Origin of the sequence: Labilibaculum manganireducens (assembly GCF_002843385.1) — a bacterium.
Taxonomy (GTDB): domain Bacteria; phylum Bacteroidota; class Bacteroidia; order Bacteroidales; family Marinifilaceae; genus Labilibaculum; species Labilibaculum manganireducens.
In genome coordinates this window covers 199,999-222,874 of record NZ_MVDE01000004.1, presented here as the reverse complement: position 1 = coordinate 222,874, position 22,876 = coordinate 199,999, and the positions used below count along the sequence as shown (strand labels likewise).

General features: G+C 36.3%; 19 protein-coding genes and 1 riboswitch. Of the genes, 15 read left to right on the top strand and 4 right to left on the bottom strand.

Annotated features, from left to right (window positions below):
* Positions 1 to 24 precede the first annotated feature (24 nt).
* The 9 genes from BZG01_RS04745 to BZG01_RS04705 all read left to right on the top strand — a co-directional run bounded on the left by BZG01_RS04745 (position 25) and on the right by BZG01_RS04705 (position 7,065).
* Complete coding sequence (locus tag BZG01_RS04745) at positions 25 to 1,245, top strand: DUF6051 family protein (protein WP_101308683.1); 1,221 nt, start codon at positions 25 to 27, stop codon at positions 1,243 to 1,245.
* Between the two features lie 45 nt (positions 1,246 to 1,290).
* Complete coding sequence (locus BZG01_RS04740) at positions 1,291 to 1,851, top strand: cysteine hydrolase family protein (protein ID WP_101308682.1); 561 nt, start codon at positions 1,291 to 1,293, stop codon at positions 1,849 to 1,851.
* A gap of 106 nt (positions 1,852 to 1,957) precedes the next feature.
* Positions 1,958 to 2,056, top strand: a riboswitch (TPP riboswitch).
* A gap of 119 nt (positions 2,057 to 2,175) precedes the next feature.
* Positions 2,176 to 2,877 (top strand): class I SAM-dependent DNA methyltransferase, encoded by a 702-nt coding sequence (locus BZG01_RS04735; protein ID WP_101308681.1) that lies wholly within the window; start codon positions 2,176 to 2,178, stop codon positions 2,875 to 2,877.
* A 12-nt stretch (positions 2,878 to 2,889) separates the two neighbouring features.
* Positions 2,890 to 3,684: a hydroxyethylthiazole kinase gene (gene thiM / locus BZG01_RS04730; RefSeq protein WP_245870259.1), complete on the top strand. Its 795-nt coding sequence runs from the start codon at positions 2,890 to 2,892 to the stop codon at positions 3,682 to 3,684.
* A complete protein-coding gene (thiE, locus tag BZG01_RS04725) occupies positions 3,681 to 4,328 on the top strand; it encodes a thiamine phosphate synthase (RefSeq protein ID WP_101308679.1) in 648 nt (215 codons plus the stop codon). Before thiM ends, thiE begins: the two co-directional genes overlap by 4 nt.
* Positions 4,329 to 4,997, top strand: a complete 669-nt coding sequence (gene tenA, locus BZG01_RS04720; RefSeq protein ID WP_101308678.1) for a thiaminase II — start codon at positions 4,329 to 4,331, stop codon at positions 4,995 to 4,997.
* The gene (thiD, locus tag BZG01_RS04715) at positions 4,994 to 5,806 is read left to right on the top strand and encodes a bifunctional hydroxymethylpyrimidine kinase/phosphomethylpyrimidine kinase (RefSeq protein WP_101308677.1); all 813 of its coding nucleotides are present in this window, start codon (positions 4,994 to 4,996) and stop codon (positions 5,804 to 5,806) included. Before tenA ends, thiD begins: the two co-directional genes overlap by 4 nt.
* The gene (locus tag BZG01_RS04710) at positions 5,806 to 6,453 is read left to right on the top strand and encodes a TenA family protein (RefSeq protein WP_101308676.1); all 648 of its coding nucleotides are present in this window, start codon (positions 5,806 to 5,808) and stop codon (positions 6,451 to 6,453) included. Before thiD ends, BZG01_RS04710 begins: the two co-directional genes overlap by 1 nt.
* Before the next feature lie 45 nt (positions 6,454 to 6,498).
* Positions 6,499 to 7,065, top strand: a complete 567-nt coding sequence (locus BZG01_RS04705) for a cysteine hydrolase family protein (RefSeq protein WP_101308675.1) — start codon at positions 6,499 to 6,501, stop codon at positions 7,063 to 7,065.
* A gap of 13 nt (positions 7,066 to 7,078) precedes the next feature.
* Here the strand turns inward: BZG01_RS04705 and BZG01_RS04700 are convergent, their stop codons facing one another.
* Positions 7,079 to 10,009, bottom strand: a complete 2,931-nt coding sequence (locus tag BZG01_RS04700; protein ID WP_101308674.1) for an FAD-binding and (Fe-S)-binding domain-containing protein — start codon at positions 10,007 to 10,009, stop codon at positions 7,079 to 7,081.
* A 204-nt stretch (positions 10,010 to 10,213) separates the two neighbouring features.
* Between BZG01_RS04700 and pta the strand changes: the two genes are divergently transcribed.
* The 6 genes from pta (at position 10,214) to BZG01_RS04670 (ending at position 19,913) form a co-directional block, all read left to right on the top strand.
* Positions 10,214 to 11,215, top strand: a complete 1,002-nt coding sequence (gene pta, locus BZG01_RS04695) for a phosphate acetyltransferase (protein WP_101308673.1) — start codon at positions 10,214 to 10,216, stop codon at positions 11,213 to 11,215.
* Between the two features lie 38 nt (positions 11,216 to 11,253).
* Positions 11,254 to 12,462 (top strand): acetate/propionate family kinase, encoded by a 1,209-nt coding sequence (locus BZG01_RS04690; protein ID WP_101308672.1) that lies wholly within the window; start codon positions 11,254 to 11,256, stop codon positions 12,460 to 12,462.
* A 204-nt stretch (positions 12,463 to 12,666) separates the two neighbouring features.
* Positions 12,667 to 15,708 (top strand): sensor histidine kinase, encoded by a 3,042-nt coding sequence (locus BZG01_RS04685; protein WP_101308671.1) that lies wholly within the window; start codon positions 12,667 to 12,669, stop codon positions 15,706 to 15,708.
* Between the two features lie 194 nt (positions 15,709 to 15,902).
* The gene (locus BZG01_RS04680; protein WP_101308670.1) at positions 15,903 to 16,808 is read left to right on the top strand and encodes a bifunctional enoyl-CoA hydratase/phosphate acetyltransferase; all 906 of its coding nucleotides are present in this window, start codon (positions 15,903 to 15,905) and stop codon (positions 16,806 to 16,808) included.
* Between the two features lie 79 nt (positions 16,809 to 16,887).
* Complete coding sequence (locus BZG01_RS04675; protein ID WP_101308669.1) at positions 16,888 to 17,799, top strand: phosphate acyltransferase; 912 nt, start codon at positions 16,888 to 16,890, stop codon at positions 17,797 to 17,799.
* A gap of 953 nt (positions 17,800 to 18,752) precedes the next feature.
* On the top strand, positions 18,753 to 19,913 hold the full coding sequence (locus BZG01_RS04670; protein ID WP_101308668.1) for a twitch domain-containing radical SAM protein: 1,161 nt from the start codon (positions 18,753 to 18,755) through the stop codon (positions 19,911 to 19,913).
* Between the two features lie 284 nt (positions 19,914 to 20,197).
* Here the strand turns inward: BZG01_RS04670 and BZG01_RS04665 are convergent, their stop codons facing one another.
* The 3 genes from BZG01_RS04665 to BZG01_RS04655 all read right to left on the bottom strand — a co-directional run bounded on the left by BZG01_RS04665 (position 20,198) and on the right by BZG01_RS04655 (position 22,843).
* Positions 20,198 to 20,995: an N-acetyltransferase gene (locus tag BZG01_RS04665; RefSeq protein ID WP_101308667.1), complete on the bottom strand. Its 798-nt coding sequence runs from the start codon at positions 20,993 to 20,995 to the stop codon at positions 20,198 to 20,200.
* Positions 20,996 to 21,142: 147 nt separating this feature from the next.
* Entirely contained in the window at positions 21,143 to 22,126 is a 984-nt protein-coding gene (locus BZG01_RS04660; protein ID WP_101308666.1) for a bile acid:sodium symporter family protein, read from the bottom strand.
* A 288-nt stretch (positions 22,127 to 22,414) separates the two neighbouring features.
* Entirely contained in the window at positions 22,415 to 22,843 is a 429-nt protein-coding gene (locus BZG01_RS04655) for a cupin domain-containing protein (RefSeq protein ID WP_101308665.1), read from the bottom strand.
* Between the last annotated feature and the right edge of the window lie 33 nt (positions 22,844 to 22,876).

The following is a 22,876-nucleotide window of genomic DNA, read 5'->3' as shown; positions in this document are numbered from 1 at the left end:
ATCAATTCATTAAAGTTTATTATTATGTCATATGTTGATCGATGTCAAAAATTAGAATTGGCCTTTGATGGTGTAGAGTCAGAGTTTGACGGGATGGAATTTAGAGAGTATCAATTTCATTCTTTAGCACACGATATTTTACCGGGTAAAACCAACTATTATTGTGAAAGTCATAAGTTGGATCTTATCGAGAACATGTTTGCCCAAAACGAAATTGGTGAAATACAGGATGATGTGCATATGAATGATGTTGTTGTTGAGGAAAATAAAAACTTCAGCTATAATATTTTAAAACCAAAAGGGGATTGTAAAATAGAAAAACTAACATTTATCTTTCATGGCTTTAATGAAAAAACGTGGGATAAATATTTGCCATGGGGACAAGCTATTTGTGAGAAAACAAAGAGTGCAGTTGTCTTTTTTCCGATTGCATTTCATATGCAGCGTGCACCAAAGCACTGGAGCGATAAAAAGGCAATGTTTGAATTGAGTAAAAAACGAAAAGCCCAATTTCCAAATATTATTGGTTCCTCATTATCGAATGTAGCCATCAGCATGCGCCTTCATTCCATGCCGCAAAGATTTATTTGGTCGGGTTTACAAACCTATTACGATATCATTCAATTTATTGAAGAGTGTAAAAGCGGCAAGCATGAACTAATAGATAAGGATTTTAGTTTTGATATTTTTGCATACTCTATTGGAGGTTTTTTGGCTGAAATTCTGAAGTTAACAAACCACAAAAATTATTTTAGTGAAACAAAATTGTGTTTGTTTTGCAGTGGTGCTGTATTTAATCGTTTGTCTCCTGTTTCTAAATTTATTCTGGATAGTGAAGTTAATGTTACCTTGTATTCTTATCTGGTTGAGCATTTCAGCAGTTTTTTAAAGAAAGATAATCTTCTGCATCATTACATTGAAGAAGATCACATGGAAGGGAAGGTGTTTCACACCATGTTGGAATACAAGAATATGAGACATTTTAGAGAAGCTTTGTTTAAAAAAGCCGAAAATCAGATTTACGCGATTGCCTTGAAAGGAGATTCTGTTTTTCCGACTTACGAGATTGAAAATACCTTGAAAGGAGCCTCCAGAGATATTAATATTACTGTAGAAGAGCTTGATTTTCCATATTCATATTCACATGAAAATCCATTCCCAATGAATAAGCAGGAATCCCAGAATATTGAGGAAAGCTTGGATATTGTATTTAGTAAAGTTTGTGATTTTTTGAATCAGAAATAAATCTGATTATCAAATTAAATTAATCCTTTTTTAATACAGGTTGAAATGAAAAAAAATCAGACAAATTCCAGTGCTCTTCTAATCATCGACATGCAAAAAGGCTCGTTTACATCCGCAACTCCTCGTTATGACACAGAGCGAGTTGTAAAGCGAATCAATCAATTGGCCGCTAAATTTCGTGAATATGGGAATCCTGTAATATATATACAGCACAATGGTTCGAAACAGAATTGTTTTGTGCCGAATACCGAAGAGTGGGAAATTCTGGATGAACTAAACATTGCTGAATCAGATTTGGTTGTATATAAAACGGCGAATGATTCTTTTTATGAAACCGATCTGGAGGAGAAATTGAAAGAACTAAACGTGAGCGAATTGGTAATTACGGGATGTGCGACTGATTTTTGTGTAGAATCCACAATTCAATCTGCATTGGTTAAGAATTTTAATATTACTGTAGTTAAAGATGCGCATACAACGGCGGATCGGCCCCATTTATCTGCAGAGAAAGTAATTGAACATTACAATTGGGTTTGGAGTGATCTGATTCCAACCAAAGGAAGGGTTGAAGTTGCCGCAACTGCAGAGATCTTATTTAATACTTAGGAAATATGCATTCTCAAGAGAGGATTGGTGATTTGTTAAGGACTACAAACAGAAGTCAAAATCATTTGTTTTTAATACATTCTATTGTAAAATATTAATACCTTTGTCGTGTCATTAGGGGTGCTTGAGTATTTATTTGGGCTGAGACTTTACCCTTTTACCTGATCTGCATAATAGTAGCGTAGGGAAATGATTCGTCTGATTTTAAATTGCCTAAGTAATTAGATAGAACCGTTTCGTTATGTACGAGGCGGTTTTCTGTTTTTACAGCCTTTTGTTTTGCAGATAATTATAACTAATTATTTGACTAATTAAAAATAACAAATGAGTTCTAAATTTAATAAGTATGCATCAGATTACGATGCGTGGTTTCTGGAAAATGAAAATGTATTGTATTCAGAAGTAAAACTTGTTGCCCATTTTCTTGAAAATGCAGGAGATGTATTCTCTGTTGGCTGTGGAAGTGGCTTGTTCGAAACAATTCTTGAAAAAGAATTCAATATTTCGATAAAAAATGGAATTGAACCTTCGGAAGGAATGGCTGATATAGCTAGGAAACGTGGCCTTAATGTGGACATAAGCACTGCGGAGGAGATGGAGTTAGGTAAGGAAAACTACGATACAATTTTGTTTAATGGTACGCCAAGCTATATTAGCGATTTACAAAAAGCATTTAATAAATCTTACGATGCTCTACGTCCAGGCGGTAAAATTGTAGTTATTGATGTTCCCAAAGAAAGTTCTTATGGAGTTTTGTATAATCTGGCAAAAGCGTTAGGCACTTGGGAACACCCATTATTAGAAGGAGTTCATCCAAGAAACCCTTATCCTATTGAGTTTGTGAAAGTAGCTAATTGGAGAACCACTGCCGAAAAAGTGGATATGCTGAAGAAATCCAATTTTAATAATCTTCAATTTGCTCAGACATTAACCAAACACCCCATAAATTCCAATTTGGTGGCTGAAGAACCAATTAACGGTTTTGATTGTGGTGATTATGTAGCTATTTGTGCACTTAAAAACTAATCGGTTATGAAAATGAGTAATAAATTAATTGAAAATTTATCTGCTATCAGAGAGCAAGCTCCCTTGGTTCATAATATTACTAATTTTGTAGTGATGAATACGACTGCAAATGCTCTGCTCGCTATTGGTGCTTCTCCAGTAATGGCACATGCCTTGCATGAAGTGAAAGATATGGTAAATATTGCTTCAGCGTTGGTAATTAATATGGGAACTTTATCGGAAGAATGGGTTGAATCGATGATTGTTGCAGGTGAAAAAGCCCGGGAAAGAAAAATACCTGTTGTATTCGATCCTGTAGGTGCAGGTGCAACGCCTTATCGAACGTCTAGTGCTTTGCGAATAATTGAAACGTGCAAGCCTAATATAATAAGGGGAAATGCTTCCGAAATAATGGCTTTAGTTGATCAAACAATGCTTACGAAAGGAGTTGATAGTTCTGTGGCTGCGGATGTTGCTTTAGAATCAGCTAAAATTTTGGCATCGGGAAACAATTGTGTTGTTGTTATAAGCGGTGAGATTGATTTTATTACTGATGGAATAAAAGTTGAATCGGTTGGTTTTGGAGATCAATTGATGGCCAGAGTTACTGGAATGGGATGCACAGCAACAGCAGTTTTGGGTGCATTTGCTGCAACAAATCCCAATACATTTCAGGCGGCAGTATTTGGGATGATGGTGATGGGAATTACTGGCGAATGTGCTGCGTCTAAGTCTATTGGACCTGGAAGTATGCAAATGCATTTTATTGATTGTCTGTACAGTTTATCTGAAATAGAAATTGAAAAAGCAACTTGTATTTTACAATGAGAAAGGAAGATCTAAAATTGTATCTTGTTACTGACAGTGACCTTGCGAACGGGAAACCTCTTGCAGAGATTATTGAAGCTGCTATTAAAGGAGGCGTGAGTATGGTACAAATTCGCGAAAAGAATTCGACGACTAGAGAATTCTATGAGTTGGTAATGTCGGTAAAACACATTTTAAAAGTTTACAATGTACCATTAATTGTTAATGATAGGTTGGATATTGCCTTGGCTGTTGATGCGGATGGTTTACATATAGGACAGAGTGATTTGCCCTATAAGGAAGCTAGAAAAATTCTAGGATTCGATAAGATCATTGGATTATCCGTGGAGAGTATCGAACAGGCAAGAGAGGCAAATGATTTGGATGTAGATTACATTGGTTTATCGCCTGTCTTTTCGACGCAAACAAAGAGCGATATTGCTAAACCATTGGGGCTTGATGGGATAAAGGAGATTGCTTCTTTTTCAAAACATCCATGCGTGGCTATTGGCGGGATCAATAAGAATAATTTGGGAAGTATTATAGAGGCAGGGGCTGATGGCGTTGCTCTTGTTTCTGCAATAATTTCGCAGGAATATCCTGAAAAAGCAGCAAGAGAATTAAAAAAGATTATTGATAGTATAATGAATGAACACATTGAGTAAATGGACTGGAGTACAAAAGCCTGGGAATCAATTGAGGAAATCTACACACAAATATTGAACTTATCCTTTATAAAGGAATTGACTAGTGGTACGCTTGAACGGGAAAAATTCAATTTTTATTTGGAGCAGGATTCTATTTATTTGGCTGAATTTGGGAAAGTGCTGGCAGGTATTGCCTGTAAATTAGATAAGTCGGAGCATAGAAAGATTTTTTTGAGTTTTGCTCTTGATACGGTGGCTGTTGAACAGGCATTGCATCAGTTTTATTTGCAAAACAGGAAGAAAGTAGTAGAAGCTTCGCCTTCTTGTTTGCTGTATACCTGCTATATTCATAAACAATTGGCAACAACTTCGATCGAGGAGGCTGTTGCTGCTATTTTGCCATGCTTTTGGATCTATAAAAAAGTTGGAGATTATATTTTGGAAAATCAGATACCTGGTGAGAATCAGTACCAAAATTGGATTGATACTTATGGAGGAGATGAATTTTCGGAAGCGGTTGAGTTGGCTATTGACATTTGCAACGAATTGGCTAAAGGAACTACGATATGTAATCAAAATAAAATGATTGATGCTTTTGTAATGGCGTCGAAATTAGAATGGATGTTTTGGAAAAGTGCCTATGAAATGGAGGAGTGGCCTGTAAAATCAAATATAATTTATGTATGAAAACATACAATAGAGTTTTAAGTATAGCCGGAAGTGATTCCGGAGGAGGAGCTGGAATTCAGGCTGACATTAAATCAATTTCGGCTTGCGGTTGCTATGCCGCAACGGCAATAACAGCAATAACAGTTCAAAATACCTTGGGCGTGAGTAATGTTCATGCTGTTCCAGATCAGATTTTGCAGGAGCAAATTGAATCAGTTCTTTCAGATATTGGTGCCGATTCCATAAAAATTGGCATGTTGCATTCTTCAAATACAATTCTTGCTGTTTGCAGCGTATTGGATCAATACAAGGGCATAAAGAATATTGTTTTGGATCCAGTAATGGTTGCAACATCGGGTGATGTTTTATTGTTGGATGAGGCGGTTGATACACTAAAAAGATTTTTGATTCCAAGAGTAAGAGTGATAACACCGAATGTTCCGGAAGCTGAAATTTTATTGGGCCGAAAGATTGAATCTCAATCGGAATTTATTCCTTGCGCCAAGGAATTAGCAAATTTATTTCAGGTTTCAGTTTTGCTAAAAGCGGGCCACTTAGACGATGATGATTTAATTGATGTTTTTTACGATTTTGAAAATCAGGAGAGTATATCGATGAAATCCAAACGGTTAAATACAAGAAATACTCATGGAACCGGGTGTTCAATGTCATCAGCTTGTGCTGCTTTTCTGGCTCGTGGTTTCGATTTGCAAATGGCGGTACAGTTGGCTAAAAATTACATTAACAATGCAATTGTGGCTGGGGCTGATTATCGGATTGGTGAAGGGAATGGGCCTGTGAATCATTTTTACGAATACTGGAAGTAATGGAAACAAGAGGCCTTTTTACCCGGCAAGTTTGGGAGCTGGTTCATCCTACATTTCAAGAAATAACCTCATGTCGATTTGTTTGTGAACTAGCAGATGGTTCACTGCCAAAAAAATGTTTTGCACATTATTTAACTCAGGATGTATTGTATCTTATAAAAGATGCAGAAGCTTTAGGGAATTTAAGTAAGCGGGCGACTGTGGCAGAGGATCAATTGTTTTTTGAAGAATTGCGAAATGATGGTCTTCAAGTAGAGCTTGTGATAAGAGAAGAATACCTCGGTTATTACGAACTTCAGGAAGCAGCAAGTCAATCCAAAGCTTTCGCTGATTATTCCGATTTTTTACTAAAGCATTCATTGGAATCGCCTTATGAAGTTGCATGTGCAGCCTTATTACCCTGTTTTTGGATTTATGGAGCAGTTTGTGATTTTATAATTGCAAGAATGACTGAAAATAATCCATATCAAAAGTTTATTTCAACTTACTCAGGTGATGAATATTATTCATATCTAAACACATTTATTGAAATAGTGGAGCAAAATTTTGTGAATTCATGTTTTCAAGAAGATATGATCAATGTTTTTATTGAAGCAAGTGAGCATGAATTGCGTATTTTTGAAGAATCAATGCTGTTTGCAAAGTAGTACTGATGAATGGTCAGTTTTAATTGAAAATCTATTGATAGAATCATGAAAATCACAAATGAAACAGCACTTCTGCTAATCGATCTTCAAAAAGGATTTGAAGATATTGAGCATTGGGGTGGAGAAAGAAATAATCCTGAAGCAGAAAAAAATGCGGCTGAAATTTTGAAAGTCTGGCGTGAAAGAGGATTGCCTTTATTTCACATTAAACATTGTTCTACTACACCAAGTTCGCCTTTTGTTGAAGGTAATCCTGGAAATGAATTCCTGGAATTGACCAGACCAATTGAGGGTGAACCTGTGATTAAAAAGAATGTGAATTCGGCCTTTATTGGTACAAATTTAAAAGAACTGATTGATGAAAAAGGCATAACTAAATTAGTGATTGTTGGCTTGACCACAGATCATTGCATTTCTACTACGACAAGAATGGCTGGTAACTTTGGCTACGAAACTTACTTAATTGAAGATGCAACTGCTGCTTTTGATAAAATTGGTGTTAATGGTGAGAAATTCTCTGCTCAGCTTATTCACGATACAGCATTGGCAAGTTTGCACGGAGAGTTTGCAACTGTTCTTGATACAGATGAGTTTTTAAATTATTTGAAGTAGAGATCGTTTTCTATTAAACTAAGGCATCAAACAATATTTCAACCGGATGCAGGGCTTCACGTTCTGTTTCATCTTTTATTTGATGACGGCAGGAGGTGCCTGAAGCTGCTATTAGTGTTGTTTTAGGTGCTTTTCGTACCTCGGGGAGGAGCACTAATTCACCAACTTTTTTACTTAAATCGTAATGCTCTTTTTCGTAACCAAACGATCCGGCCATGCCACAACAGCCAGATTGAATTTCCGTTGCGCTATAGTTCTCGGGGAAGCTTAATATCTCTTTTATGGGTAAGGATGAGGCTAAAGCTTTCTGATAACAATGTGTGTGGAATTTTACTTCTTTTTTTGCTGTAGTAAATTGTTCTTTTTTAATTCTGCCGTTTTTCATTTCCTGATACAAATACTCTTCAATTGTAAAGGTGTTTTTCGATAGTCTTTTAGCATCTTCTATCATATCCGGAGTTACCAACTCAGGATACTCATCACGAAAAGTAAGTATTGCTGATGGTTCAATACCAATTAGCGGACATTCTTCCGTGATTAGATTTTTAAGCAGGTTCACGTTTTTTATTGCCAGGAATTTAGCCTTTTTCACCAATCCTTTCGATAGATAAGTTCTGCCGCTTTCAAAGTGTTTTGGAATAATAACCTGATAGTTCAGACGTTCAAGCAGTTGAATTGTTTTGATGCCTATTGGAGTATCATTGTAGTTAGTAAATTCATCAGCAAAGAGATATACTTTCTTTTTAGCAGATTCTTTTTGGGATGAAGAATGCCATTTTCGCAACGTTGTTTTGTGCAGCTTAGGAATACTTCTTTCTTCAGCAAAACCAAGATTCTTTTTTACAATTTTCCCTATTGTGGGATGTTGATTCACATAGTTGAACAGGCTGGGAGCATAACTACCCAATTGATTTATTTTTGTGATGCTGGCAATTAGCCGACTTCTAAAAGGAACTGGATTTGAATCGTAATATTGTTGTAAAAATTCAGCTTTTAGCTTGGCCATATCAACGCTCGACGGACATTCAGATTTACAAGCCTTACACGATAAGCATAAATCCAATATGTCGTATAATTCCTTGTGATTGAATGGATTGATTTTGTTTGAATCGGTAAGAAATTCACGAAATAAATTGGCGCGGGCTCTGGTGGTAAGCTTTTCATCCAGTGTGGCCTGATAGCTTGGACACATTCCTTTGCCGGTGATATGCGTGTTTCTGCAATCACCGGATCCGTTGCAACGTTCTGCAGCACGAACAATCCCCATGTCGTTGGAGAAATCGAAATAAGTTTGAATGTCGCGCGTTTTCTGATCGGCTTCATAACGCAAATGGGTATTCATTTTAGGTGTATCTACAATCTTGCCGGGATTAAAGATGTTGTTGGGATCCCAGCATTGTTTGATATCCCGCAAGAGCTGATAGTTTTGTTCTCCAATCATAATGGAAATAAATTCACCACGCAGTCTTCCATCACCATGCTCACCACTCAACGATCCATTGAATTTTTTCACCAGTTTCGCAGAATCCAAACCAATGGCATGAAATTTTTCCTGATCCTTCGAATCTTTTAAATTCAACACAGGTCGCATGTGAATTTCACCGCTTCCAATATGTGCATGAAATACGCATTGAATCTCATGCTTTTTCATCAAATCTTTAAATTCGGCAATATAATCGTATAACATTTCAGGAGTTACCGAGGTATCTTCAATTAAGGAAACAGGTTTGGCATCACCTTTCATATTCGATAAAATTCCCAGAGCAGATTTACGTAAATCCCAAACTCGCGACATGTTATCTGCTCCTGAAACGATAGGGAAATGATAGCCCAGTTTTTGTTCTCTAAATTCAGCTTCCATTTCCCGGGCAATTTTATCAATTTCGTTTTTTGATTCTCTGGCAAACTCAATTATGAGTAATGCACCCGGATTTCCTTTCAAAAAGAATCGGTTTTTTGCTTGTGTAATATTTCCTTCCGTTAATTTCAGAATCTGATCGTCCATTAATTCGACAGCACCAGGGTGATATTTTAAAGCAATAAGATTGCCTTGAATTGCATCTTCCAGATTTTCAAAATGAGCGCAAATCAAGGCTTTTTCCTTAGGAGGAACCGGAACCAGATTTAATTTTATTTCGGTTGTGAGAGCCAATGTTCCTTCTGATCCAGCTAAAAGCTGACTGAAATTAAACGCATTTCCCTTTGAATTGAAAGGAGAGGAAGACGCCAGTATATCAATGGAATATCCGGTGTTTCTTCTTTTTATTTTTGGATCAGGATATTCTCGTGCAATTGCTTCCTGATTTTCATCAGATGATAGAATACTTTTTATTTGCTGATACAACTTAGATTCCAAACCTTTGTTTTCATTGCATTTAAGTTCAAATTCTTCATTGCTTAAAGGAGAAAAAACAGCTTTACTTCCATCGCTTAGCAGACAGGTTACTTCGATAGTGTGATCACGCGTACTTCCATAGATAATTGAATGCGATCCGCAGGAATTATTTCCCAGCATTCCACCCAGCATGCAACGACTGCTTGTTGAGGTTTCCGGACCAAAGAACAAACCGTAATCTTTCAAATACATGTTTAATTCATCGAGTATTACGCCGGGCTGAACGCGAACCCATGCTTCCTCTTTGTTGACTTCAATAATTTTAGTGAAGTGTTTTGATAGATCAACCACAATTCCATCACCAACTACCTGTCCTGCCAAAGATGTTCCTGCGGCTCTCGGGATGAGTGCTAAATTTTCATCAGATGCAAACCGAATTAAGTGTTGTAAGTCATTTTCTGTCTTAGGATAACAAACTGCCAGAGGAAGAACCTTATAAGCAGAAGCATCTGTTGCATAAATAAGACGTGTAGTCATGTCACGAAAAAGTTCGCCATCCATTTTTGCATTAAGTTCCTCAAATAGTGCAGTTTGCTTCGTATATTCCATAGTGTTGGTGTAATTGTAGTGTTAGATTCTTCAAAACTGAAATTACATTTTTATTTTAAAATGCCGGCTTATTGAGAATGAATATTTATTAAAAAAATTAATTAAAAACTTTAAAATATTTTTGATTTAGGAATCTAAAGTTTGCATTTTATTCATACTTTTGTAAAGTCGAGATTACAAAACTGATTAAAATACTGAACATCAATGGACTTATTGCAGAGAATTAAGGAAAATGCGCGTTTAAGTGGTAAAACAATTGTATTACCTGAAGGAACAGAGGAGAGAACTTTACAAGCTACTGACATCCTATTAAGTGAAAAAATCGCTAAGATCATTCTAATTGGAAACCCTGACGAAATTGCTTCTGAGGCGACTCGCTTAAATTTGAAAAATATCGGTGAAGCGATAATTGTTGATCCAAAAAAACATGACAAAATGGAGGCTTATGCTGAAATTTTAGTTGAATTGAGAAAGAGTAAAGGAATGACAATGGAAAAAGCCATGGTTTTGGTTCAGGATCCATTGTATTTGGCAACCTTAATGATTAAAGCCGGTGATGCAGACGGCGAAGTTGCAGGTGCTTTAAATGCTACCGGTGATGTATTACGTCCTGCATTTCAGATTATAAAAACAATGCCGGGTATTTCTGTGGTATCAGGTGCTTTTATAATGATTTTAAAAGATAAAACATTTGGTGATAATGGAATGATGGTATTTGCAGATTGTGCAGTTCATCCTAATCCTACAGCAAGTGAATTGGCTGAAATTGCTGTAGCAACTGCAAAAACCACAAAAGCAATTGCTAAAATGGAACCTCGTGTAGCCATGTTAAGTTTCTCTACTATGGGATCTGGTAAACACGAAATGGTTGATAAAGTAGTTGAAGCAACTCGTTTGGCAAAAGAAATGGCACCGGAATTTCAAATTGATGGAGAATTGCAGGCTGATGCAGCTATTGTAGAAGCAATCGGTGCTCAGAAAGCTCCAAACAGCGCAGTTGCCGGAAGAGCTAATGTTTTGGTTTTCCCTACTCTGGAAGTTGGAAATATTGCTTATAAATTGGTTCAGCGTTTGGCAGGAGCAGAGGCTGTAGGTCCTATTTTACAAGGAATGGCCGCTCCAATTAACGACTTGTCAAGAGGTTGTTCTGTCAGCGATATAGTAAACTTGGTTGCTATAACCGCGAATCAGGCTGCAGGATTATAATAAATCAAATATCAAACAAAATATAAAACAAAATTCTGATGAACGTTCTAGTTTTTAATTGTGGTAGTTCTTCCTTAAAATATCAGTTATTGAGTATGGGTGAAGAAGCCACTTTGTTGGCAAAAGGTCTTGTAGAGAGAATTGGTCTTAAAGAAGGCGTTATTTCTCACAAACCAGAGGGGAAGAAGAAGTTCGAGTCGGTTCAGGATATTCCAAATCATGGAGTAGCAATCGACCTTGTACTAAAAGCATTGGTTCACCCTGAACATGGTGTTATCTCAAGTATTAAAGAAATAGATGCTGCTGGTCATCGTGTAGCTCATGGTGGTGAGTATTTTAAAGATAGTGCGCTTATTGATGCGAAGGCAAAAGAATTAATAGCGTCGTGTTGTGAATTGGCACCACTTCATAATCCAGCTAATTTAGAAGGAATTCTTTCTATGGAAAAATTACTTCCCGGTATTCCTCAGGTTGCTGTTTTTGATACATCTTTTCACCAAACGCTTCCACCAGAGGCATTTATGTATGGATTGCCATATGATTGTTACGAAACTCTTCGTGTACGTAAATATGGTTTTCACGGAACCAGTCATAAATTTGTAGCTAACAAAGCATGTCAAATTTTGGGATGGAACATTGAGGATAAGAAAATTGTTAGCTGTCATTTGGGTAACGGAGCATCTGTTTGTGCAATTGATGGTGGAAAATCTGTTGAAACTTCGATGGGATTTACTCCAAATGAAGGTTTGTTAATGGGTACCCGTACAGGTAATCTTGATTTGGGTGCACTTCTTTATATTGCAGAAAAGAAAAATTTGTCGATTGATGAAACAAACAAATTGATAAATAAGCAAAGTGGATTGGCTGGAATTTCAGGTATTTCTTCGGATATGAGAGATTTGGAAGTTGCTGCCGAAGGAGGAAATAAAAGAGCTCAATTGGCTTTGGATATGTTTGCTTATCGCGTGAAGCGTTTTGTAGGTTCATATACTGCATCAATGGGAGGTGTTGATTTGGTAATCTTTACTGGTGGAATTGGAGAGAATGATTCAATTTCCCGTGCAAAAATTGCCGGAGATTTTGCTTACCTGGGTCTTGATTTTGATTTAGAAAAGAATGATGGTTTGCGTGGTAAAGATGCAATCATCTCTAAAGAAGGATCTAAGGTGAAAGCCATGGTTATTACAACAAACGAAGAATTGGTTATTGCTTCAGATACTCAGCGTATTGTAAGTGCATTGAATTAATTCGGTGAATAATAATATAGTAAAGCTCTGTCGAAAGACAGGGCTTTTTTTTATTTGCAAAACGGGCAGGTCTAAAATTCTCATCCATATATCAGACAAAAAAATAAATAGGTTATATTTTTTTTGAAACAAAAGATCAGAATTATCGTTAAGACACTAGTATTCATTTGCTAAATATGATTTGTGCAGCTCAAACTGAATTCTATGATTAGAACATCTACTTTATCAGTTCAATTTTTTCTTATTTTATTGTTGATCTCAAATTCATTTTCTTCAGAAGGGCAGAGAACGAATTTTAGATTTTATCAATACAACAAGGAGAATAAACTCAATGAAGAATTGGTAAAATCCTCCCAGCAGGATTCTTTGGGTGTATACTATTTTGCCACCGATGATGGAGTATTATTCCTGCATAATGATCATTTTGTACCACTCATTTTACCAGAAGGGAAATCGAACTATTTTAAAGAATTGTTCAAAAGGAAGAGTGGAGAACTTTTGGCTGTTTCCGATGATGCTGTTTATAAAATTAAAGGATCATTGGAAAAAGCAGAGCTGAAATTGTTTATTGAGTGCAATACCGATCCATCTAAACCCAAATACCCAAAGCATTTGTTTGAGGATCAGAAAAATGATTTATGGATTACAGATTATAATCATATTTACAGATATAAGGGAGATACTGTTGAAAAATTCAGGATGGATGGAAAAAACCTGACCTCATCTTATATCAGATCTTTTCAGTTTCTGGAGTGCGACAATGGAAATTTGATTGTAGTGTCTCAAAAGGGATGGTTTTATAATTTTGATTCTCAAAACAATACATTTACCGATTCAGATTTTAATCTGAATCTAATCATTCATTCTTCTTTTAAAATTGGAGCCAATGAATTTTTACTGGGCACCTCTGAAGGTATTATTAAGATAGTATTTGATTCACAGGCCAAAGTAATTAGGGAAGATGTAATTACAGAGAATATAATGGCATCTTGTTTCGAAAGGATTTCGGATAATAAAATATTAATTGGAACATGGTTTCAAGGACTGGCAGAGCTTGATATCGCAGATAAGTATTCTGTATCCAATGTTGGTGGCTTCCCTTATTTTACGGTTAATGATATCTTTTTGGATGATTTTGGAAAGTATTGGGCATCCACAAATTCCGGAGCAGTACTTATGGAAAAGAAGTTCTTTTCATATCAATTTCAATCTTCGAATTCGGAATATATTGCATCTATTGATCTTTCTGATGATGGGAATGTAAATTTTGCCGGTACAATGAGCCTTTTCAAGGTGGATGATAAAAAAGGCATTGAAAGGCTGCCGGTTAATTTTGAGGGATCGCTTCATGTTTTTAAGTGTTCGGGAGATTTAAAACTAATAGGCACTGAGCAAGGTCGCTTATATGTTTTTAAAGGCGAAGATTTACTTTTGGATATAGCCGTTTCAAATCAGGCAGTTACCAGTATTCAGATTCCTTCGGAACAAATTGCCTGGGTAGTTGCCAACAAAGAATTATTTGAGGTTGATTTAACGACAGGTAAGGTGAAGAGTTATCTTGATTCATTTCAGGGGAAGCGCATAGTACAGGATATCTGTTTAGATTCAAAAAAGAATCTTTATATAGGCGGGGAGTTTAAGCACTCCTATTTGTTTAAATATGATCTTGCCAAAGATGAGATTATTAATATCAGCAAACCAGTTTCATTTGCAATAGGAGAAGATTTTTGGGTGATTGATCTTGAGATGGATAAGGATGTGATGTATATGGGCACTTCGGAGGGGTTGTTAAAATACACCGAAAATCTTGTTGAGAGAGTTGACTTAGGAGAAATGTCAAATAGTGAAGTTAATTCTGTTGCAATTGACAAACAAAATTCAATATGGCTGACAACAAGTAAAGGAGTAGTTCGTAAGCAAAAAGCAGATATTTCCCTGTTTACACAGGAGCAGGGCTTGCCTTCAAAAACATTTATAAACCGAAGCTTACTGGTTGATTCGAAGAATTATTTATGGGTAGGAACTTCTAATGGTATTGCTTTTGCATCGGTATCAGATTCTATTCTGCCAACTCCAATGCCATTAGTATATGCAGCAGATAACGAAGGGGAGCTTATTCTTCAAAATAATTCTGTTTCGATGAGGGCAAACTCCATGTTATTATTGGATGTTGCAGCCAGCATTTATCCGCAGAAACAAAATAAATTTCAATATTGTACAATTAATGCCTCTCAAAAAAAACTTGAATGGAAAGAGCTGTCTGCAAAAAATCAGATTTTACTATCCGATTTAGAAGCTGGGAGGTATAAAATTTGTGTTCGTGGAAAACATGAAGGAAATTATACCTGGAGCGAACATCGTATAATTACACTTGTAGTTAAACAGGTATGGTATTTAAGTTGGTATACTATTCTCACGGAAATTTTAATCGTATCATTTCTGATATATTTAACGAATGAATACAGTAAAAGAAGAACAAAAAAGAATTTGTTAGCACTCGAGAAGATTGTCTCTGACAGAACAAGTCAGTTGCAAAATGCAAATGAGAATTTATCGACAGCAAATATTGCAAAAGATAAATTTTTATCGATAATTGCTCACGATCTAAGGAATCCGTTTAATGCCATTCGCGGGTTTTCAAGAATTCTGATTAAGGATTCTGATATTTTGACGGCAGAAGAAAAAAATGAGCTGATCGAGACCATATACAGAAGTTCTGATGATACATTTAAGCTTTTGGAAAGTTTATTGGAATGGGCCAATGTTCAGAAGGGAAATTTTAAATTAAATGTGGAAGAGTTTGATTTGAAATCTCTTTTGGAAAAGAACCTGAGTATTCATAAGAGTTTGGGATTGTTAAAAGGGCTTGAGGTAAAAGGTGAATTTGATCATGTAAATGTGAAAGCAGACAAAGCGATGATAGATACTGTGATTCGGAATCTAATGTCAAATGCAATTAAATTTTCATTTTCTGGTCAAACAATTGCATTAAGTTTGAATCGGACAAATGGTTTTGTTGTGATTAAGGTTTCTGATCAGGGAATTGGAATGACGGAAAAGCAATTGGAACAACTCTTTAAAATTGATACAGTATTTACCAGCGAAGGTACTGCAAATGAATCGGGTACAGGATTTGGACTAATGCTCTGTAAAGAATTTGTAGAATTGAATGGAGGTGAAATTTGGGCGGAAAGCGTAAAAGATAAAGGGACAAGTTTCTTTTTCTCAATTCCCAAAATAAAATAACTGAAATCCAAGAAATTCTTTCATGTGTTCCGATAAAATTTCAATCTGCAATAATAATCACTGTAAAAGATAATATTTGTAGGTTTTGGCGTCTGTTTTCAATGCAATTCGTAATTATTTTCTATTTTTGCCTTACAACTTAAACAATAAGGATTTAATTTCCTGAAACACATTCACTAAAAAAAATATTGAAAATGATTACACGTTTAGATCAAATCATTGATGTTCTTAAAAACCGCGAAAAGAAGCGTTTGGTAGCGGCTTATGCAAACGATTCTCATACTATTGGAGCTGTAAATGATGCAGTGCAGCATGGTATTATTGATGCAACATTGGTTGGCGACAGGGAAACTATTGAGAAAACTTGTGCGGAACACAATTTTGACATCGCTAGGTTTACTGTTATTCACGAACCGGATGAATTGAAAGCAGCCCAAAAAGCAGTGGAGTTGATCAATAACGGAGAAGGTGATATGATTATGAAAGGCCTTGTTAGTACAGATAAGTACATGAAGGCAATTTTAAATAAAGAAACCGGACTAATGCCTCCGAAAGCAGTTTTAAGTCATGTTACTGTTATGGAGAATCCAAATTACCATAAATTACTGGTGGTGAGTGATGTTGCCGTTATTCCTCAGCCCGATTTGGATCAGAAAATTGCCTTAACAAACTATGTGATAAATGTCGCACGTGCTTTGGGTATCGAAAAGCCAAAGGTTGCTTTAATTGCTGCTTCGGAACAGGTTTTACCAAAAATGCAGGCGTGTGTTGATGCTGCTATTATTTCGAAAATGGCAGACCGCGGACAAATTAAGAATGCTTACGTTGATGGTCCTTTGGCAATTGATGTTGCTATCGATAAAGAATCAGCAGAGATTAAGAAATTAGATTCAATGGTTGCCGGTGATGCAGATTGTATGGTATTTCCAAATATTGAATCGGGGAATGTATTCTACAAGGTGAACACCAAGTTGGCAAATGCTGAGCTGGGAGCTATGGTTGTTGGTGCTAAATGTCCGGCAATTCTTTCATCCCGCGGCGATAGCGTAAAAACCAAATTGTATTCAATCGCTTTGGCAGCCTTGGTAGCTTCAAAATAAAGTCTTAAGTACAGCATTTTGTCTTACTTACATGCTTTGTACCCGTAACTGTTTACTAACTACTAACAACTAAAAATTCATGTCCCCAATACGTTCACTCGATCAAATGGTTGAGCATCTTCGCGAAAGCGGAAAGAAGAAGAAAATTGCTGTTGCTTATGCACAGGATCCCAATACCATTGGCGCAATTGCTAAGGCTATAGCCGAAGGTTTTGTAGAGGCTGTGATGATTGGCGATGAGGCTGAGATCAGAAATAAGGCTAAGGAAGAAGGAATTAATCCTGATATTTTCACCATCGTTCATATTCCAAACGATGTGGCAGCTACTACAGAAGCCGTTCGTATGGCGCGTTTCGATGAGGTAGACGTGGTGATGAAAGGTTTGGTGGGGACTGATAAATTTCTGAAAGCAGTTTTGAATAAAGAGCAAGGTTTGTTACCGCTCAAAGCAGTAATGAGCTACGTTTGTGCATTGGATTTGCCAAAATACAACAAGCTTCTGTTTGTTTCGGATACAGCCGTTTTGCCGTTTCCTGATTTAAATCAGAAAATTGCTATGGTGAACTATTCGGTGAAAATGGCTCGAAAGTTTGGGATTGAAAAACCAAAAGTGGCCTTGATATCGGCAACAGAGAAACCAAATACAGCATTTCCGTCAAGTATTGATGATACCATTATTTGCAAAATGGCCGATCGGGGTCAGATAAAAGATTGCATAGTTGATGGACCATTGGATGTGTTTTTGGCTTGCGATCCTGCTTCTGTAGAGATCAAAGGAATTGCAACACCAATTAAGGGTGAGGCTGATTGTCTGGTATTTCCATCATTGGAAGCTTGTAACTCGTTCTATAAAGGACTAATGCTGTTTGCTGGTGGTGAGTTGGCTGGTTTAATTCAGGGAACAACAAAACCGGTTGTGGTGATGTCGCGAAGCGAAAGTGAAAAATCAAAATACTATTGCATTGCTCTGTCTGTTTTAATGGCGGATTAATACAATAGGTAATGATCAATAAATAATTGAAGAGGCGCGATGTATCGTGTCTCTTTTTTTTGCGTAAAGAAGTTTAACCACAAAGAAAACCGAAGGCATTCTCAAAGTGACACAAAGGAAAAAATAATTATACCACAGAGGCACAGAGAAAAAGGGTTGTATTGCTTGTGTTATTTGATAATTATTAATTTACAACATCAAATTCACAAAAAAGATCCTATCCTAAGACTGTGTTGGACTCCGTGTCTCTGTGGTGTAAAATAATCGGTGAAGCGTAAAGAATTTTAACCACAAAGAAAACCGAGGGCATTCACAAAGTGGCACAAAGGAAAAAATAATTATACCACAGAAGCGCAGAGAAGAAGGGTTGTATTGCTTGTTTTATTTGATAATTATTAATTTACAACATCAAATTCACAAAAAAGATCCTATCCTAAGACTGTGTTGGACTCCGTGTCTCTGTGGTGTAAAATAATCGGTGAAGCGTAAGAAGTTTAACCACAAAGAAAATCGTAGGCATTCACAAAGTGGCACAACGGGAAAAATAATTATACCGCAGAGGCACAGAGAAAAAGGGTTGTATTGCTTGTGTTATTTGATAATTATTAATTTACAACATCAAATTCACAAAAAAGATCCTATCCTAAGACTGTGTCGGACTCCGTGTCTCTGTGGTGTAAAATAATCGGTGAAGCGTAAGAAGTTTAACCACAAAGAAAATCGAAGGCATTCACAAAGTGGCACAACGGGAAAAATAATTATACCGCAGAGGCACAGAGAAAAAGGGTTGTATTGCTTGTGTTATTTGATAATTATTAATTTACAACATCAAATTCACAAAAAAAATATCCTATCCTAAGACTGTGTTGGACTCCGTGTCTCGTACGTTTGTATTAATTCATAATTATTAATTCCTAACTCCTAACTCATAATTCAATTCCTATCTTTGTTAAATGACAAACAAAAAACCATACTGTCTGATGCCCTGGATACATTATCATGTAGGAAATGCCGGGCGTGTAAAAGCCTGTTGTGTTGCCAATATTCCTTACGGAGATTGCAATACCCAGTCTTTTACCGAAATATGGAATGGTGATGCCATAAACGAATTAAGAGCCAGATTTGCGAAAGGAGAGAAAGATTCCCGCTGTGCAGTTTGTTACCGCTTAGAGGAAGCTGGAGGGAAGAGCATCCGTCAGGAAACACACGAAAAATTTGGTGCCGACTATCAGGAACAGAAAATGAATTTGCCTTTTACTTTCGATATCCGATTTTCGAATGCCTGTAACTTTGCTTGTCGCACCTGTTGGCATGGAGCCAGTTCAGGATGGTTTCCCGAAGCGAAACAGTTGAAACGTAATTTAGGAGAGAAGGCTGTATTACAGAACATTCAGGACTTTGATGCGTTTATTGCAGAAACAGGTGAAGCTTTGCTGCAGGCCAAAGAAATTTACTTTGCAGGTGGCGAGCCTTTGGTTACCAAAGAACATTACCTTTTGCTCGATTGGTTGGTGAAAAACAAAGCCACACAAATCTATTTGCGGTACAACACCAACTTTTCCGTTTTACAAATGGGAAAGTACAATGTATTGGATTACTGGAAACATTTTACGAAAGTAGAAATATTGGCCAGCATTGATGCGAATGGCAAATTGGGGGAATACATCCGAAAAGGACTCAATTGGGAGCGGTTTTTGGCGAACAGAGATCAAATTCGTACTTACAAAAACATTCGCTTCTTAATTGCCCCAACCATTTCTGTCTTTTCCATTTTGAATTTGCCTGATTTGTACCAAATTTGCCTGCTGGAGCAGATTATAGAACCCGATGGTCTTTACATTAACATGCTCGACCGCCCCTTGCATTACAATACAAAAGCACTGCCCGAAAGCAGCAAACAAATGGTTGTTGCAACCTTTCATCAATTTTACCAGTGGGCAGCCAAAAAGCAGATTCCCCAAGCGGTGATTCGCCAATTTAAAGAATGCGAAGCCTATATGCTAAGCGATAATCTCTCAAAACAATGGAAAAATTTTGAGAAGGAAACGGCACTTTTGGATGAAATGAGAGGAGAGAGCCTTGATGAGGTGCTGATTAGGACTTACGAATTCTGAGAATGCAAACACAATCCAGAAGTGTGTCAATGAGATTATTTCATAAAACTGTTTGAATAGTTTACTGTCGTTTTCATTTTGAGCTTGTCGAAAAATCTTTAGTTGCGAACAGCTGATGCTTTGATATTGCTCATTTCCTCCTTGTGTCTTATTTATACCAATTTAATTTCAAAATAAACTTTATTAAAATGAATTAATTTTTAGCTGTATCGAGGCAAAAAAGTAAAGCACAGCCATGTTACGATGCATCTTTTTTAACGAAGATATAGCTGAAAAGAAGCATTTTATAAGACATATTTAGATGTTAATTTGGTATTATTCTTTTCCATCACTTTGTCAAATCGGCTGTCCATACAAACACTGATATCGGTGGTTATAAATTTCCCATTGTAAAACAGACTGAAAATTGTTGCGGGCGTTGGTGCAGTTTGCGCCAGTTCCATGCTGTCCAGTTTAATAATTTGTAACGGCAAGTTTCTTTTATTTGCTGTTTCAACCATCGAATTTCTTACGTGATACTCTGAGAACGGACAACGATTTGAATAGTAAACTACTAATCCATTTTTATCAATTATGTTGTTGCTTTTTACAGAATCTTTAAATTTTGGATTGTCAGCCCTGGAGTTTATCTTTTTCACCAATAAACTAAATCCGGAAGGCAGCTCCTCAATAGTTTCAAATCCTTGTTTTAAGAGCCATTTTGTATCGCTCATAAAATGAAATTTTTTCGTTCCAACAACTGTAACCAGACCGTTTTTACCTTGTGATTCAGCATCTTTAAGGGCGAGTCTTACTAATTCTTTTCCGTAACCCTTACCTTTGTATTGACCCGAAACCCAAAAACAGTTTACCAACAAATAATTTGCAGCTTCAATGGGAACCCATCCTTTTTCGGCGGGGCCATACTCAATAAAGACTTTCGCTCTTGCATCAATTCTTCGGAATACATATTCGTTGTCGAATTCCTTTTTCAGCCAGTTTTTTTTTAATTCGTAACTGTCCTTGCATTTCTTGTCTGAGATTGCACAACAAATATGTTCCTTGTCAATATTTGCTTGATTAAGTGTGATAATATTTTCCATTTTTCTTATTTCGTTTGTATGCTTTTACAAAACATGAAAGTGATTCGTTGAATAGAGTCTGTTGGTATTGCTTCTACTTAAATGAGAATTATTTAGAAGCCAGTCCGTCGAATTAAGCCTTGCTGATGTTGTCAGCAAAGTAAAAAGCTATGCAGTGATGGAGACTGATTTGTAATTAACGCTCATTTTTGATGCCACGATACTAATTATTAATAATTGTAAAGCATGAAACAACATAAGAGGCAAAAGGATAATGCCGATGGAAGCTATGTTTCCAAATATTATTTTAGAAAATACCGTTCCGTGTACCAATGATTTTTTTGTTCCACAAAACTGGGCTGTAATTTGATCTTCGGTATTGAATTCCATTTCTTTAGATAAGAATCCTGTAAAAAAGAACATCAAACAAAACAATAGCAAAACGGCAATAATGAGCAGAAGTAAATCCCAAATAGACACCGAACTAAATATATTCTCCTCAAACGATGCAGCAAAACTTTTGTAGATGATCAGTAGAATAATAGATTTATCGAATAATGTTAAATGCTTATTGTGTTTTTGCGCAAATTCTCCAAAAAAGCGTTGTAAAAGAACTCCCATTATTACCGGTAAAATTATTTGAACAATGAGTTTTAGATAGATATCGGTAAAATTAAAATCTGTTTGGGCACTCTGAACAAATAACCCCATCCACAAGGGGGTAATAACAACACCAATAATTCCGGATATACTGGCATTAAAAATAGCGGCAGGAATATTACCCTTTGCGATAGAAACCATTACTACAGATGATGATACGGTTGATGGAAGTGCTGCCAGGAAAAAAAACGCCAACCAGATGATTTTTTGTTCTTCATTTTGAATGAATGGCCGAAATACTAAAATCAGTAAGGGAAATATCAAAAAAGTGGATGATTGTATCAGAAGATGCAGTTTCCAGTTTTTGATTCCTTCTTTTAGTTTTGTGGGACTCAATTTAAGTCCGTAAAAAAAGAAGATAAGTGAAATTCCGATTGCACTAATTGTGTCGATAGGAATCTTACTTTCACGTGTTCCCCAATCTGGAAAAATATAAGCTATGCTGATTACTGCTATAATAGACAGAACAAATTTATCAATTTTTATCTTCATAAATATTTTATTGATTAAGGTATGTTAAATAAAACAGTGCAGTTGATTTGTTGGTGTGTTACGTCGCTTTGTTAGGCGTCCCAATTGTGTTGCCTTAATCATGTGCACAGAAACAAAGCAAGCAAAAATAAATGTTATTTTATTGCAGTAAGCTTGTGATAGCAAATAAATAAAGAATTTAAATAGGGAAGGAGTACTGTTTTAATTTGCTTGTTGGTGTTTTCATGTGAAATTTGATGGTTCAGTTTAATTTTTTACTATGCACACGATTTTTCTTCAGCCATAATTTTATTCCTCTACGTGCTTGCCAATAGTGATTGATGTGCCTTTAATTCCTGCATAAAAAACAATGATCTCGGCTGGTACAGTGCCCTCGTTTTTCCCGTAATGCCATTGGTTTACTAATTCAACAATAGATTCACCAGCCTTAAGGTGAAGCGTGTCGTTGGTTTCACTAATTACAGTTAATTCCCCTTTTAATAGAACACCTGCGTTAATTTCAGGATGTTTATGCAGCTCCAGCTTTGTTTTGGGTGGGATGGTTATTTTTAAAATAGTTACTTCTGCAGTGCCATCGGGATATTTTGGAAGGGGAGTGCCATTCCAGCTCTCAGATGTTTTGCTTAAAGTAATAACTTCGGTTTTGCTTGTTTCACTGGTACTGCAGGCAAACAACAGTAGGCTTGAGAAAGAAAACAGGATCAGTAATTTCTTCATTTTAAATAGTTTGTTGATTTAAAATAGTTTGTA

Bases quoted from the DNA above. Each gene is read 5' to 3' on its own strand.
- BZG01_RS04745 (WP_101308683.1), top strand. From the start codon at position 25: ATGTCATATGTTGATCGATGTCAAAAATTAGAATTGGCCTTTGATGGT.
- BZG01_RS04740 (WP_101308682.1), top strand. From the start codon at position 1,291: ATGAAAAAAAATCAGACAAATTCCAGTGCTCTTCTAATCATCGACATG.
- BZG01_RS04735 (WP_101308681.1), top strand. From the start codon at position 2,176: ATGAGTTCTAAATTTAATAAGTATGCATCAGATTACGATGCGTGGTTT.
- thiM (WP_245870259.1), top strand. From the start codon at position 2,890: ATGAGTAATAAATTAATTGAAAATTTATCTGCTATCAGAGAGCAAGCT.
- thiE (WP_101308679.1), top strand. From the start codon at position 3,681: ATGAGAAAGGAAGATCTAAAATTGTATCTTGTTACTGACAGTGACCTT.
- tenA (WP_101308678.1), top strand. From the start codon at position 4,329: ATGGACTGGAGTACAAAAGCCTGGGAATCAATTGAGGAAATCTACACA.
- thiD (WP_101308677.1), top strand. From the start codon at position 4,994: ATGAAAACATACAATAGAGTTTTAAGTATAGCCGGAAGTGATTCCGGA.
- BZG01_RS04710 (WP_101308676.1), top strand. From the start codon at position 5,806: ATGGAAACAAGAGGCCTTTTTACCCGGCAAGTTTGGGAGCTGGTTCAT.
- BZG01_RS04705 (WP_101308675.1), top strand. From the start codon at position 6,499: ATGAAAATCACAAATGAAACAGCACTTCTGCTAATCGATCTTCAAAAA.
- BZG01_RS04700 (WP_101308674.1), bottom strand. From the start codon at position 10,009: ATGGAATATACGAAGCAAACTGCACTATTTGAGGAACTTAATGCAAAA.
- pta (WP_101308673.1), top strand. From the start codon at position 10,214: ATGGACTTATTGCAGAGAATTAAGGAAAATGCGCGTTTAAGTGGTAAA.
- BZG01_RS04690 (WP_101308672.1), top strand. From the start codon at position 11,254: ATGAACGTTCTAGTTTTTAATTGTGGTAGTTCTTCCTTAAAATATCAG.
- BZG01_RS04685 (WP_101308671.1), top strand. From the start codon at position 12,667: ATGATTAGAACATCTACTTTATCAGTTCAATTTTTTCTTATTTTATTG.
- BZG01_RS04680 (WP_101308670.1), top strand. From the start codon at position 15,903: ATGATTACACGTTTAGATCAAATCATTGATGTTCTTAAAAACCGCGAA.
- BZG01_RS04675 (WP_101308669.1), top strand. From the start codon at position 16,888: ATGTCCCCAATACGTTCACTCGATCAAATGGTTGAGCATCTTCGCGAA.
- BZG01_RS04670 (WP_101308668.1), top strand. From the start codon at position 18,753: ATGACAAACAAAAAACCATACTGTCTGATGCCCTGGATACATTATCAT.
- BZG01_RS04665 (WP_101308667.1), bottom strand. From the start codon at position 20,995: ATGGAAAATATTATCACACTTAATCAAGCAAATATTGACAAGGAACAT.
- BZG01_RS04660 (WP_101308666.1), bottom strand. From the start codon at position 22,126: ATGAAGATAAAAATTGATAAATTTGTTCTGTCTATTATAGCAGTAATC.
- BZG01_RS04655 (WP_101308665.1), bottom strand. From the start codon at position 22,843: ATGAAGAAATTACTGATCCTGTTTTCTTTCTCAAGCCTACTGTTGTTT.